Source organism: Paenibacillus aceris (assembly GCF_017874035.1).
Classification (GTDB): Bacteria; Bacillota; Bacilli; order Paenibacillales; family NBRC-103111; genus Paenibacillus_E; species Paenibacillus_E aceris.
Genome location: NZ_JAGGKV010000010.1, coordinates 46,836 through 60,872 on the forward strand (window position 1 = coordinate 46,836; position 14,037 = coordinate 60,872).

A 14,037-nucleotide genomic window follows, 5' to 3' on the forward strand; every position below is an offset into this window, starting at 1 on the left:
ACCAAAAAAAACCGGGATTGCCGTATGGCATTCCCGGTTTTTTTGCAATTATTGAGACTGCTGTATCTCTAGGGCCCCAAGCAGTTGAGTGTCCGGGCCACGAGAAAATATTCGGAATTAGCCGCACAAATGATTTACAATTTCTTGGAAACAAGACTTACATTGGTAATAACTGCGTGTTGAGCCTGCCTTTCTCCCCACCTATAATGGATAACAGCGAAAGGGGAGATGAAGATGAACTCATTTAAAAGGCTCGTCCTAGTCATGCTGATCGCTTCGATTGGTCTAGGTGTTTCAGTAAGCGAATGGAGCCAACCAACTTCTGCCGCATCAGCTAATTTGCAGGCAGGCAGTCAAAACGGAGATGTCTGGGATGCTCAGTTCCGACTAAAAGTGTTAGGCTATTACCAGCAGCCGATAGATGGCGTGTACGGTCCAGTTACCGCTGCAGCTGTGCGTAATTTTCAATATAATTATGGCTTAACGATTGATGGCATTGTTGGTGCGAACACATGGCAAAGCTTACGTAAGTATTCGGTTAATCAAGAAGATCTTGATATGCTGGCGAAAGTGATCTACAGCGAGGCCCGCGGTGAATCCTATACAGGACAAGTAGCGGTTGGCGCGGTCGTTATGAATCGTCTGAAGTCAAGCAATTTTCCGAATACAATCGAAGGGATTGTTTTTGAATCCGGAGCTTTCACGGCAGTAGATGACGGACAATACTGGTTGACGCCAGATAGCACGGCATACCAGGCTGCACAGGATGCTGTGCGCGGTTGGGATCCAACCGGCGGTGCTCTCTACTACTTCAATCCAGAAACAGCGACAAGCAAGTGGATCTGGTCACGGCCGCAAACGGTTAAGATTGGCAATCACATTTTTGCCAAGTAAGAAGGAATACAAAAGAAACACCTCTCACATAGCTGCTCCTTTGGAGCTGCCTCGTGAAGAGGTGTTTTTTTCATGACTCTGCATACCAAGGATTCAAATGCACTAACACCTCGTCCACATCGTGATGGGCGGATTGAATTTTTTGCTTAATGCCACGAATAATGTCATGTCCTTCTTGGATGGTGAGATTGCCGGGTACACCCAGCCTGGCGTCGACCAGTATATAGTGCCCGTGTTCCCGGGCCCGCAAGCGATCAATTCGCTTGATCTCAGGTACAGAACGGATCAATGCCGCATATTGTTCAATCTGCACACTACTAACACTTCGTTCCATTAGAACATCGAATGACTCCCGGCCCATTTCGAATGCAAGCTTCAACACTAGGAATGAGACAATGATTCCTGCTACAGGGTCCCCATAAGCCAAAATGCTATAACTAAAATGATCTCCGATTAAGGCTAAGCCAATACCCACGGAGGCTGCTATAGACGCATAAACGTCTGCCAAATGATCATAAGCGGTTGCGATTAAGCCTTTACTGTTGAGTCTGCGTCCGATGCGCATCGTGTAGACATAAAGAATTTGTTTCCAGATTAAAGAGATGACCGCCGCGGCAAAAGCAATAAGATGCGCTTTGCCTGGAGGCTCAAAAAGCGCATGGATGGCATGATAACCCATATAGATGGAGGCTGCGCCCAAAATAATCGCGACGATGAAGGCGCCAAGCACCTCGGCCTTGCCATGCCCGTAGGGATGGTCTAGATCGGCCGGCTTCGAAGATACGCGCATGGCGCTGTATGCCGTCGCCGTCGCAATCACATCGCCGGCATTATGGATACCGTCGGCGATGAGCACTTGGCTGCTCGATAAGAGGCCAACGATGATTTTGATGGCGGTTAGCACGATGTTGCTGGCAAGACTAATCCAGATCGCCAGCATCGAGGCTGTCTTCTTCATACTTGCCACTCCCTTTCCCTCTTCTAGTATGGCTTCCTAGAAGCAAAAAATCCCCTATCCCAGTTCGGGATAGGGGACTGCATGAACGATGCGCTAACGCAGCATCGTGCCCATGCGTCGCGCCGCTTCCATAATAAGCGGCGCTTGCTCTTGCATCAGCTCCAGCGTAAGCCTGTTCGCTGGACCCGATACGGCGAGAGCGGCGACAAGCCGTCCGCCGCGGTCTATAATCGGCGCGGACACAGCCGCCGCGCCAGGCTCTCGTTCTTCCACGCTCGTGGCGAAGCCAGCGCGTTTGGTGTCGGCCAGCTGCTGCAGGAACGCCTGCTGATCCAACACGGCCGGCCAATCGGCCGAGGCTAGAAGCTGCTGCTGCACAGCAGGCTCCGCGAAGGCGACGAGCACCTTGCTCGAGGCGCCGACGTAGAGCGGCATTCGCGCCCCTACGGGGGCTACTCGGCGAATGGCGTGGTTGCTCTGCACGGCTTGGATGCGGATGCGCTCCAGGCCATCCTGCACGTACAGCGAGATCGTTTCGCCGAGGAGGTCGCGCAGTCGTTCCATCTCCGGCAGCAGGATGATGCCGGGGTCACCCTCTTGGGAGAGATTGGCCGAGAGCTCCCAGAGCCGATAGCCTAGCCTGTATTTATCTGTGGCTGCATCGCGCATAATAAAACCCTTACCCTCTAAAGAAGCCAGGAGGCGATGTACGGTACTTTTATGTAATTCCACTCGACTTGCAATTTCAGTCAATGTCAGCTCGGTCGATTCGGTAAAACAGAGCATAATATCTAAGGCACGCTCTACTGCTCGCACCGTCAGCTTGTTATCTTCCATGACGAACACCACTTTCATTGTCATTCTGCCTGCGGAAGCATCAAATAGTTTCACTATATGAAACCCAGTTATATCTAGTATAACCAAACTCCAACGATGCGTAAAGGTCAAACATCTGTTTCTTCTATTGTTACAGAACCGTTACAAAGGCCTTACAATTGCCGCATCCGCATTGACTTGAAAGCGCATTCAGAATAATATTAAAGTAATAGATTACTTATCTGAAAATTTAGATAATTAACTCCTTTCTCCCTATAACATCTCAGAGCAGCCTATTCGAACAAACAACTTCTATGGAGGGAGGGTACTGCGATGTCTACAACATCACTATCCCCAGGCTCACTTCAACCAACGCTCGATCAAGTCGTTACCCGTCCGCTTTTACGCAAAAAAAGGCTGGTTCTCACCATCCTGATCTCAATTCTAACGCTATGTACTTCTCTGCTGTTGGCCTTTCACGCCTATATTGCTTGGACGCTTGCGCGGCCGCATATTGATCCGCTTCATTCGGATCCGATGAGAGCCGTAGGCCTTCCTTACAGCAGCGTTACGTTTCCAAGCCTGAATGGCACTTCGAATTTAGACGGTTGGTTCATCCCTGCTCCTTCCGACAAAACCGTCATTTTCTCTCATGGCTATGGAGGCAATCGCGAAGAACTATGGGTTCCGCTTTATAACCTGGCCCGCGAGCTGCACTTGCAGAACTACAATGTATTGATGTTTGACTATGGCTATGTCCATCCCGGCAACGAACGTATTATGACCGGCGGTATTCAAGAATCGCAGGAGCTGCTCGGGGCTGTTAACTACGTTAAGCATTTATCCAGCGGTCCTATTTATATCTGGGGCTTCTCCATGGGTGCAGGAACAGCACTTCAAGCCGCACTCCAAAATGGCACCGATATCTCAGGGATGATTCTGGACAGCACGTTTATGCTGAATCCGGATACTCTCTATCACAATATGAAGCAAGTTGTGAACGTCCCGAAATTCCCGTCTCTCCCGCTCGTTCGATTATTTTTCCCGCTCCTGAACGGGGTCAGCTTGCATGAAGTTCCTTATAAAAAAGTAACTTCGACCAACTACTCCATGCCCATCTATTTCATACATGGGACCGAGGACTCTAAGGCTCCTTATGAAATGGTTGAGGACATATTTAAAGTGCAGACTGATACACAGTCGAAGCTTTGGATTATCCCAAAAGCGCAGCATGAGCTGCTATACCGAGCAGAGCCGAAGAAATATGTGCGTACGACGTTGAGCTTCCTCAATGGCCTGACAAGTACAGCTACAACTACTACTGCAAGTGCAACTGCAGCCGTGGCTGCAAATTGACTCTGGTATTCCCTCCTCCCTATAAAATCGACCCCTTACGGGGTCGATATTTTTTTTGCGGCACATCCCGCTTTGCTCATTTTTATTATATGACGTGCTTGCCTAGTCCATCTCATAAATCGAGCCGGACTTGCTAGCAAACAGCTCCGCATACACTTTCTCCGCGTACGCATCCGTCATGCCGGATATATAGTCCGCTACGAACCGCGGCCAGCTCCAATTGCCCATCCTGCGCTCGTAGCTGTCGATCCAGTCAGGTGGAATGATCCACATCCCTCTGTCTTGATCGATAAAGCTTTCCCAGAGCCGCTCGACGATGATCTCGCTGCGTTTCTGCAGGCGAAGCACCCGGAAATCCTTAATCAGCGTAACCCACGCTAGCTTCTTCAAGATTTCCATCGTCCGCAGCAGATTCATATCCTCCGCGCCGTCTTTCACGAGCGCAACCTTTTTCCAGCCACGTTCAGGGTCATCCAGGATGTCCAGCCGGCTGGCAAAAGAGCTCACCCAACGGGCTTTCATCTCCCTGCGCGTCCGCGATTCCTCCCGGTTGCATTCGGCGAAAATCTGCTGCCACTGCTCCAAATAATCGGTCAGCACCTTTTTGACCATTTGCTCGATATCAACTTGCTCCCAGCCGAATTTGTGCTTGTTGGGGTCATTCAAAATTTCCATGACCAAATGGCGAATCAAACGCTGATCCTCAAAAAATGTAGCGTTCATCTGGATTTTGCCAGCACGGATGCCATCTTCAATATCATGCGTCGAGTACGCGATATCATCGCATAAATCCATCAATTGCGCTTCTAATGTAGAGCAGCCCTCCGGCATGTTCCACTCCCTACGCAGCTCACGGATGATTTCCCACTCGGAGGCATATACCCCTTTGAGCCGTCCCTCTTCCTCAAGCAAAAACGGATACTTATTGATGCCCAGCAGCACCGCCGCGGTTAGATCCAAGCCGCTTTCACTGCCCGCCCGTTTTTCGAGGAACATGAGGATGCGGAAGTTCTGGGCGTTGCCTTCATATTTCAAGCCATGGTCCTTCAAAAGAATATGATTCAGCACCTCTTCCCCTTTGTGACCGAATGGAGGGTGGCCAAAGTCGTGCGCAATAGACGCACACTCGACAACGGTAGGGTCAATAATGAGACCCGGATGCTCTCTTTTTTGTAAAAAAGGGTTCGTCCTCTCCAGACGCTTCGCTACTTCCCTGGCAATTTGGGCAACCTCTAACGAATGGGTCAGCCGTGTCCGGTAATAGTCGCCTGAACCGGCTCCGAACACCTGTGATTTGCCCTGCAGCCGGCGAAAGGTCGGCGATTGGATCAGCCTTGCGTAATCCCGCTCAAATTCATCCCGTTCTTCACTCACTTTAGAGGAAGCGGCCTCACCCGGCCGAAATTTTCGTATGTTGTTCATCAGCTTGCCTCCTCTGGTGCTCTTGCCAACTCCCTGATTTGTACATCTGGCCAATAAGCCGCTTCTAAGCCACTTCATGCTACTATCAGTTTATGCTATAGCATGTACGCTAGTCACCCTGGGACTATTTATTTATAAAAGAATACTATATTCGTCTGTTCGGCAACAAGTCATGACTTTCATTCCGCACAAAAAAAGGGATGCTGCACAAGACAATTGTCTCCATGCACACCCCTTTTCACATTAATTTACCTATTAATCAAGGACAAGAATTCGGAACGCAGCGTCGAGTCCGTCCGGAAAGAACCGCGCACCGCCGATGTGATCGTCTCGCTGCCGTACTTTTTGACCCCTCTTGAGCACATGCACATATGTTCTCCTTCAACAACGACCATGACACCGTGCGGCTTCAACACTTCATCGAGAATGTCTGCGATTTCAGACGTAATTCTCTCCTGCACCTGCAATTTGCGAGTTACGACATCGACCAGACGGGCAAATTTGCTAAGTCCCGCAACTTTACCGCTCGGCAGGTACCCTACATGCACTTTACCGAAAAATGGCGCCATATGATGCTCGCATTGGCTGTAATAAATAATATCTTTAATAATGACCAGCTCTTCGTGCTGCTCGTCGAAGGTTACGCCGAGAACATCCCGCGGATTCGCCTCATAGCCCGAAAAAATTTCTTCATACATGCGCGTTACGCGCGCAGGTGTGTCCAGCAAACCCTCCCGGTCCACATCTTCTCCGATCAATCGCAAAATTTCCCGCACATGCTTTTCAATCAATTCGCGATTCTCAGCCACCCTCGTATTTTTGTATTCAACAGATGCCATCTTCTCCACACTCCTCTTTCATATCCTCTATCCCATGCAAACTGTCAATACCTTGATGCCGTCCCGCATTGCTCTGCTGTCTTTATGCGCTTTCGTGAGCAGCATCCCGCCCTGCAGGAGTGAAACGATCGGTGCAGCCAGCTCCACAGGAGTCAGCCCCTGCAGCGACAGCTCCCCTTGCTTCCGGCCTTCCAGCAGGCAAGCCTCAACCTCAGTCTCCAGCTCCGTGAAGAAACGGCTCAGCGGCTTGCGCAGCTCCTCCGAACTATCGCTAAGCTCTAGCGCCAAATTGCCGAAGAAACAACCCTTCCGGCACTCGTTTTCATCGCAGAAGCTTAGCATCCGTTCAAACAAAGCCAATACGCGCTGCTTCGGCGATAGCTTAGTATTGCCCAGACTCGGCTCCATCACAGATTGCCGCATTTCGTCTACCTTGCGCTCAATAACCTTTACGCCCAGTTCTTCTTTGCTTTTAAAATGATAGTAAAAATTGCTTTTACATACCCCGCTGCTCGACAAAATGTCCTCTAGTCCCGTTCCTTGATAGCCTTGATCATGAAATAGATCCATTGCAGCCTCCAGGATGCGGTCTTTGTTGCTTGCCATCGACTAGCCACCTCTGAATCGTACTGGTATGTCCTAATTTTACTAAACCTGATCATAATAGGAAGGGCTCCTGCTGCCCGCCGATTGTACGGTAAGACAGCAAAGCCCTTTGGAAGGGATTTGACTCCCTAATATTATTTCCACTTTTGGTTTTTCATCATTTGCTGCGCTTTGTTCAACTGCTGCTTATTCATGTTGTAACCCATTTGCTTGGCCATTTTGGCCAGCATTTCCGGATTGTTTTGCATAGCCTCAAGCTGTCTTTTCAAATAAAATACGCCGATAAAGAATCCGCCGACTAAGCCCACAATTAAAGTGAGAATAGGAATAAGATAACTCCACATAACGTTGCCCCCTGCATGTGTTAATAGGTTAGATTGCTTGCCTTATCATACCATTTCTGCTGATGGCTTTACAAATGACTTAGCCATAAAATCAAAGGATTTGTTCAATGAAAACCGTTGTATGTTTAGCCAGATCTATTTCCTTAATATCCAGCTCCCTGTCCGCCTGATCCTGCTTCACGATTCTCACAATCGGACGGCTTGGGAGTCCGCGATGCTGGCCGACGACAACGCCGGTTTGCCGGTTCGATAATCGAACTGAAGCTCCTGTCGGGTAGATGGAGATGGTTTTCAGAAAATGTATTAAGACCTCCCGATCCAGCTTCGTTCCCGCCAACGCCATCATATGCTCGCAAGCTTCATACGGCAGCATACGGCGCCCTACGGAAGTATCGAAAAGCAAATTATCGTACATATTCGCAACCGCTGTAATTTTGGCATAGATATGAATTTCGTCACTGGTCAAGCCTCTCGGAATGCCCATGCCATCTAGTGCCTCATGATGTTGAAAAGCGACATGAGCGATGAGCAAACTGAATTCACGTTTGGTCTTCAAAAGCTCGAATCCGCGCCATGTATGGTGCCTTTTTCTGTCAGACGATTCATCGTCGTAGGTAAGCTCAACCTTCCCCACATCATGCAAAAGAGCACCCACGGCAAGCTCTTTCAACTGCGTCGCATTGAACCCCATATTAATTCCTATGAGCACCGCCATCATGCAGACGTTCGTCGCATGGACATACATCTCATTATCCTTCGTCCGAATGTCCGTCAGTTGGACGAGCACATCACGATTTTTCATAACCTCATCAAGCAAAGTATTGATCGAAATGCTCATAGCGCGAGTGTCAAATTCCTTGCCGGACTGGATCGCAGCGAAGGTTTGCCCCATTCGCTGCATGACGATACGTTTCGTTTCATTTGAAACGATTTCGGGAATCTCCACATCCTCCATGTTCGGGTCTTTGATGTAGATCATCGTAACACCAATCCGTTTGAGCGTATTGATCATGAATACCGTTAACTGGACGCCTTCTGAAAGCAAAATAGAACCATTGCTGGCAAAAATCGTGCGCCCCAAATATTGACCCGACTCAACGGAATCCAAATGTACGTATTTCATAGGATTCACTCCACTGTTAGTTATTGTTTGGATCCGTATTAGGGAGATCTAATCGCTTTAAACGTTCTAAATTAAGCAAGGATATTTTCATATCCAGGCCTCCGGCGTAACCAATAAGATCGCCGCTTGCGCCAATGATACGATGGCATGGAATAATCACCGGAACCGGATTCTTGTTATTTGCGCCGCCAACCGCTCTTACGGCTTTCGGGGACTGAATCGCTTCGGCAATATGTTTATAAGAAGCAGTCTCTCCGTAAGGAACGGAAAGCAGTGCAGTCCATACTTTTTTCTGAAACTCCGTTCCCTTCAAATCCAGTTCCCCATCAAAGCTCAACCGTTCGCCTCTAAAATACTCCTCCAGCTGCTCCACAACTGGCGCCAGACTGGAAGCATGCTCTTGCAGCTGCGTCTGCTTGCCGAACCAGCGTGCCGCCCATTCCTGCAGCCCCTCCTGATTCTGAGCCATAGTACCGAAAGCGACGCGGCACAGTCCCTTGGATGTCGCGACAAGAACTAAAGGACCGATGGGCGAAGTGATCTCCTTATAAAACAGGACATTCGAAGCATCCTGATGGAATTGTGTCATGTCGATTCCTTCTCCCCTATGTTCGAGCTTTCTTGATGAATAATGGCTGCTACAGCCTTCTCAATATCCTGCTGCACAGCCGGCTCCTGTTCCGTTCCTTGGGCTTTGCTGAGCGCAGCCGCAGCGTCTTCGCCGCCTATCCGCCCCAGTGCCCATGCAACCGTTGCCCTGATCTCTGGCCGCGGATCGGTCCGCAGCAGCTCGCTTAGAACCGGCACCGCGGTGCTGTCCTTGAAATTCCCCAGCGCAATGATCGCATTGCGCTGGATGGGCTTTTTGCCCCTCCAGGACGCCGCGATGCGTCCGTATTGCTCTTTGAAGTCCTTGTTCGTCATCGTGAGCAAGGGGATCAGAAGCGGCTTGACCTTCTCGGGGTCAGGCTCGAATTCCGGGTGATGCGTCCAGTTCATCCCCTTGTTCTTCGGGCAGACGATCTGGCAGGTGTCACAGCCGTAGAGCCGGTTGCCGATTTTGAGCTTAAATTCGTCATCAACATATCCCTTCGTCTGGGTGATAAAAGAGATACAGCGGGACGAATTTAGCTGTCCCGGGCCGACGAGCGCCCCTGTAGGACAGGCGTCGATGCATATCGTACAGTCCCCGCATTGATCCATCATCGGCGTATCGGGCCTGAACGGGATGTTCGTGATGATTTCGCCCAAATAGACCCACGAGCCCCATTCGGGGGTAATAACGGCTGCATTTTTGCCGGACCAGCCGATGCCGGCCCGCTCCGCGACAGCGCGGTCCACCAGCACGCCGGTGTCGACCATGCTTTGCAATCGCGCGTCAGGCACGCGCTCCGCGATAAAAGCTTCCAGCTTCGCGAGCCGGTCGCGAAGCACATCATGGTAATCGCTCCCCCAGGAGGAGCGCGAAATGATTCCCCGATACGCGCCCGGCTCGGATCGTGGCGGATTCGCCAGCTTCGACGGGTATGCCACCGCGATGGAGATGATCGATCGCGGTGCGTCGAAGCTCAGCTCGGGATGCACCCGCTTCTCGATATCCGGCTCTTCGAAGCCGGATTCAAACCCCTTCTCGCGGTGGCGGAGAAGGATGTCTTTCAATTCCGTGAACGGATCCGCTGACGTGAAGCCGATCTTATCAATACCGAGGGACGGCGCGGCTTCCACGATCTCTTGTTGTAATTTGCTGATATCATCCTGTGTGGTTATCTCCATGGAAACCGCCAAAACACCCTCACCTCACCTCTCTTCGTTCTGTTAAAGCTTCACGGCCATCGAAAATGGCCACAGCACATACTCGGCCCGGCCTTGAATCAGGCTGGCCGGAACTTCCCCGAACCTGCGACTGTCGGCACTTGCCGCTGCGTGGCGGTTATCGCCCATCACGAAGACACGCCCTTCCGAGATGCGCATCGGGCCGAAATCGCCGTCCTCGATGGGCGAATCGGTATACGGCTCGTCGACCTTCTCGCCGTTTACATACAGAACGCCGTCTCGGCCCTTCACTTCGTCGCCTCCGACGGCCACAACCCTTTTCACCAAAAAAGGGTGATGGGTAAAGGCATACTCCTCCGTCTCCTTGAGAATGACAATCTCTCCGCGCTGAGGCGCCTTAAAATACGTAATGGCTTTGTTCACAAACAGCCATTCACCTTCTTGAAGGGTAGGATCCATCGAGTGACCGCGAACCGTGGACAAATTAAATCCAAACTGATGCACAAGAATAACGACAAGAAGAGCTACGAGAATGGATTTCGTCCAGTCCCACAACTCATGGGTTAGGCTTCTTGCCTCTGCCTGATTGACGGACCTGGGCTGTGAAGCAGCTTGATTCGATTGATTTCTGCCTACAAAGAAGCTCATCTAGGCTCCTCCGTTCCTATACTTTTCCCACTGCTCGTAATAATGCATCACCAAATCATCTTGAAAAGGTGGCTTGTCCGTGTTCACCAACTCTAATACAGCGGCAAGCCCATCCTGCACCTTCGTTTCGACAAGCGTCGAATAGTGATAATTCAGTTTATGACGTTCATATTCATCTTGATCGACGATATGCACGGAACGATCCGGCATTCGAATCACATCAAGGTCGTAGTCGATATAAGTCAACACTTGCTGAGTGATATACATGGGCGAAGCCACGTTGCAATAATATCTCACGCCTGTATCTTCAATAAGGGCAACAATGTTAAACCATTGCTTGGGAATAAAAAATGAGACGCCCGGAATACGGCTGACCCATTCCTTGCCGTCAGCCTCCTGAATCTTCGTCTGGCTATTAATAAACACCATCATCTCTTGCTGGAGATGATCGAGATGAAGGATGTGCGGCGGCACCCGCCAATTCGTGAGCCACATCCGGTGTAAATGTCCGTCATGTTTGAAGCTTTTTATCACATAAGGCGCGAAATTATCCATGTCTCAAAGCTCCTCTATTGATAGCTGCCGATAAGTTCCCCTATTATATAGAAAAGCATATCTGACCCCCAATTGCAATGGCGGCACCGATATGCTTTCCTCAATTCATAGCTATTCAATTCCACTTCGTGTAAACCGTGACTACACGCTGACTTTTTTCACAATGCTTAACCGATGTGCTGCACGGGAAAAATCTGATGTACTGTAACCTGCTGACTCATAAACAGGGAGTACAACTTCATTATGGACGTCGACCGTTACCATAATTTTGTTCACTTTCCGTTGGAGGAACCTCATTTTCATTGCTTCGATCAAAGCTTTACCGATACCTTTACGCTGATACTCTGTGGCAACTGCAATTCGATAGTAATAGCCGTTGTTGTTATCGATGGTGCCAATAATCATGCCCACGATTTCTGATTCTTCCTGTGCAACTAGCACAAGCTCCGTATCCCAAGAAAGTTGACGAGCAAATGCTTCCATCGTTTCCTCATAGCAGGTTTCCGACAAAACATCCTGTAAAAGTGATGTCACCAAAGACGTATCACCAAGCTGAAATGAACGAACATGCATACGGTTCTCTCCCAATCCCCTATTGATTTGTTAGGATTAATTTTATGGTATTTTAGTAAATACGACAAAAAAGGACGGAATCCTGCTGAAAATGTGTTAAAATTCACAAAAATCTTTGTTTTTTTCTAAAAACCTCTTGAAAGCGCTTAAATGCAAGCGTTTTCAACAAATTGCGCCTTAATCGTCTACTTTCGTATCGTTGCGTTGGACTAGAGATTCAGTCACTTTCTAACTCGTGCGCGGGATGTGTGTTGAGGTGAGGTGGATTGGGAGTGTGCGTACGCGGGATGTACTTGTTTTACCAGTGTGTTGGTTTTGTGCATGTACCGGGCATATGTTTTAGCGAAAATGTGTTGGTATTGAGCGTGTGCCAGACGTATGTTTTGGAGCCATTGTGTTGGAATTGTACATACGCGAGACGTAAGTGTCAGGCCAGTGTATGGGAGTGCGCGCCTAGAACCCCGCCCCATTTTGGGAAACCTCGTTCCCTTATTTTGCCGAAAAGCTAAATTCGGCGGTTGAAGGGGAACTACAGGGGCTTATTTCGCCCCAATCCCCCAAATGCCTGTCCATCTGGAGAAATAACGGACCCTGTTCCCTTCCCATCGCACAAATGGCTGTTTTCGGCAAAACAGTGCCCTGCAGTTCCTCTAAATGCCCGTGAGGCATTGAGACGGAACGTCTCCGCACGAAAAAAAGGGGCAAGCTCCGCTTACCCCTTTCCTGCAACTATAGCTAGCAGCTAGGTCACACTTGATTCCACGAGTGCCTGCTTAGGCCCCCGATATTTGTAGAAAAACGCGACACCAATGAGCGCCAGACCATTTATGGCAAAAACGAGTGGAATTCCGAGCCAGCCGCCCAAGAAACCGCCGATGATCGGCCCGCTCATCGTTCCTAATTGCGTAGCGGATTGATTCAAGCTAAATGCCCTGCCCCGAAAGCTGGGATCAGTGAACTTCACAATTAATGCGTTCAGCGCCGGATAAACTGCCGCAAAGAATAGCCCATAGCTGAACCTCAAAATACCGAATGCCAGCAAATGATGGGTGCCCAGCTGCAGCAGATTCCCGATACCGCCGCCCAACAGTCCGATGAACAGCGTTTTGGAGTAGCTGAATTTCTGCCCAAGCTTGCCCCATCGCGGCGCGGCGATGACTGTCGCTACGCCGACTGCCGAGAAAATGATGCCCGAGCTTAGGGACGCGGAGCTTTGGCTGCCTCCCATTTGTAAAACATAGATGGTTAGCAGCGGCTCAACGATCATGACGGAGGTCGCTACCAACATGGTGACGCCGAGGATAGCCATAAAAGATCTATTATGCACAGCCGACTTCAAATCATCCAGGACGCCGGACCTCACAGCCGAGCGATTGAAGTTTTTTTCCTTGGCGCCGAACAGCCCGATGAAAGCCGCAACCAAGACGACACAGCCGGAAACGAGGAAGGACTCCCTGTTCCCTACCCAATGGCTGACAAAGCCGCCGACCAGCGGGCCGATCACGCTTCCGGCTGCGCCTGCCGTCGACATGACGCCAAGGGCATACCCGACTTCTTTCTCCGGCGTATTCGTGGCGACCAGCGCAATCGAGGCAGGAACGAAGCCGGCTAGCAGCCCCTGCAAAATTCGAACAACTAAGAAAAGATAAGGATCGTGAACGAAAAAGGTCGCAAAATAAAGAACGCTTAAACTGAACCCCGAACGGATGAGCATCGGTTTGCGACCATATTTGTCGGCAAGCGATCCCCAGTAGGGTGCAATTAAAGCGCTGGCTAAAAAGGTGATGCCAAATGTAATGCCTGACCATGCTTCGAGCCCTTTATCAATCCCGAGCTCCGTGTGCAGGAAAATCGGCAAGAACGGAATGGAAATGGTATAGGCCATCCCGCAGAAAAAAACACCGATCCATAACGTAACCAGATTTCGCTTCCAAGAAAATTCCATGTGCTTTCCCCCTGATGTTTCATATTGCACTTGCGTGCTCAACGATTCTCCCATTCTCCCGAGTACCCTGCTTGCGATAACGTTATTTTATCATCTTTCGCCCGATAGTAGAAATTTTGGATTCATGATGCACAAAAAGAGGTTGTCCCAACAGCGGCTTTGGACAACCTCTTCCCCCTCGTAAT

General features: G+C 49.9%; 15 protein-coding genes. 2 read left to right on the top strand and 13 right to left on the bottom strand.

The window, feature by feature from the left end:
• Positions 1-234 precede the first annotated feature (234 nt).
• Positions 235-894 (top strand): spore cortex-lytic enzyme, encoded by a 660-nt coding sequence (gene sleB, locus J2Z65_RS18750; protein ID WP_167052760.1) that lies wholly within the window; start codon positions 235-237, stop codon positions 892-894.
• A gap of 70 nt (positions 895-964) precedes the next feature.
• On the opposite strand, the gene J2Z65_RS18755 is transcribed toward sleB, so the two are convergent.
• Entirely contained in the window at positions 965-1,852 is an 888-nt protein-coding gene (locus J2Z65_RS18755) for a cation diffusion facilitator family transporter (RefSeq protein WP_167052762.1), read from the bottom strand.
• Between the two features lie 93 nt (positions 1,853-1,945).
• Positions 1,946-2,689 (bottom strand): IclR family transcriptional regulator, encoded by a 744-nt coding sequence (locus tag J2Z65_RS18760; RefSeq protein ID WP_167053165.1) that lies wholly within the window; start codon positions 2,687-2,689, stop codon positions 1,946-1,948.
• A 312-nt stretch (positions 2,690-3,001) separates the two neighbouring features.
• Here J2Z65_RS18760 and J2Z65_RS18765 point away from each other — a divergent pair, with 312 nt between their 5' ends.
• Complete coding sequence (locus J2Z65_RS18765) at positions 3,002-4,024, top strand: alpha/beta hydrolase (RefSeq protein WP_167052764.1); 1,023 nt, start codon at positions 3,002-3,004, stop codon at positions 4,022-4,024.
• A gap of 102 nt (positions 4,025-4,126) precedes the next feature.
• On the opposite strand, the gene J2Z65_RS18770 is transcribed toward J2Z65_RS18765, so the two are convergent.
• From J2Z65_RS18770 to J2Z65_RS18820, 11 genes are all read right to left on the bottom strand, one after another.
• Positions 4,127-5,446 (bottom strand): deoxyguanosinetriphosphate triphosphohydrolase family protein, encoded by a 1,320-nt coding sequence (locus J2Z65_RS18770; protein WP_167052766.1) that lies wholly within the window; start codon positions 5,444-5,446, stop codon positions 4,127-4,129.
• 248 nt (positions 5,447-5,694) lie between these two features.
• Positions 5,695-6,285 carry a GTP cyclohydrolase I FolE gene (folE, locus tag J2Z65_RS18775; RefSeq protein WP_167052768.1) on the bottom strand — a complete coding sequence of 197 codons (591 nt, stop codon included), beginning with the start codon at positions 6,283-6,285 and terminating at the stop codon, positions 5,695-5,697.
• A 27-nt stretch (positions 6,286-6,312) separates the two neighbouring features.
• Positions 6,313-6,891, bottom strand: a complete 579-nt coding sequence (locus J2Z65_RS18780; protein ID WP_167052770.1) for a TetR/AcrR family transcriptional regulator — start codon at positions 6,889-6,891, stop codon at positions 6,313-6,315.
• 134 nt (positions 6,892-7,025) lie between these two features.
• Positions 7,026-7,235 (bottom strand): YneF family protein, encoded by a 210-nt coding sequence (locus J2Z65_RS18785; protein WP_167052772.1) that lies wholly within the window; start codon positions 7,233-7,235, stop codon positions 7,026-7,028.
• 91 nt (positions 7,236-7,326) lie between these two features.
• The gene (locus J2Z65_RS18790) at positions 7,327-8,358 is read right to left on the bottom strand and encodes an HD-GYP domain-containing protein (protein ID WP_167052774.1); all 1,032 of its coding nucleotides are present in this window, start codon (positions 8,356-8,358) and stop codon (positions 7,327-7,329) included.
• Between the two features lie 16 nt (positions 8,359-8,374).
• Positions 8,375-8,947 (bottom strand): methylated-DNA--[protein]-cysteine S-methyltransferase, encoded by a 573-nt coding sequence (locus J2Z65_RS18795; protein ID WP_167052776.1) that lies wholly within the window; start codon positions 8,945-8,947, stop codon positions 8,375-8,377.
• Positions 8,944-10,131, bottom strand: coding sequence for a tRNA epoxyqueuosine(34) reductase QueG (gene queG, locus J2Z65_RS18800; RefSeq protein WP_167053167.1), 1,188 nt, complete (start codon positions 10,129-10,131; stop codon positions 8,944-8,946). Before queG ends, J2Z65_RS18795 begins: the two co-directional genes overlap by 4 nt.
• Before the next feature lie 42 nt (positions 10,132-10,173).
• Entirely contained in the window at positions 10,174-10,779 is a 606-nt protein-coding gene (gene lepB / locus J2Z65_RS18805) for a signal peptidase I (RefSeq protein WP_167052778.1), read from the bottom strand.
• Positions 10,780-11,334, bottom strand: coding sequence for a DUF402 domain-containing protein (locus J2Z65_RS18810; RefSeq protein WP_167052780.1), 555 nt, complete (start codon positions 11,332-11,334; stop codon positions 10,780-10,782). It abuts the gene before it with no gap.
• Between the two features lie 141 nt (positions 11,335-11,475).
• Positions 11,476-11,907 carry a GNAT family N-acetyltransferase gene (locus J2Z65_RS18815; RefSeq protein ID WP_167052782.1) on the bottom strand — a complete coding sequence of 144 codons (432 nt, stop codon included), beginning with the start codon at positions 11,905-11,907 and terminating at the stop codon, positions 11,476-11,478.
• A 742-nt stretch (positions 11,908-12,649) separates the two neighbouring features.
• On the bottom strand, positions 12,650-13,852 hold the full coding sequence (locus J2Z65_RS18820) for an MFS transporter (RefSeq protein WP_167052784.1): 1,203 nt from the start codon (positions 13,850-13,852) through the stop codon (positions 12,650-12,652).
• Positions 13,853-14,037 lie beyond the last annotated feature (185 nt).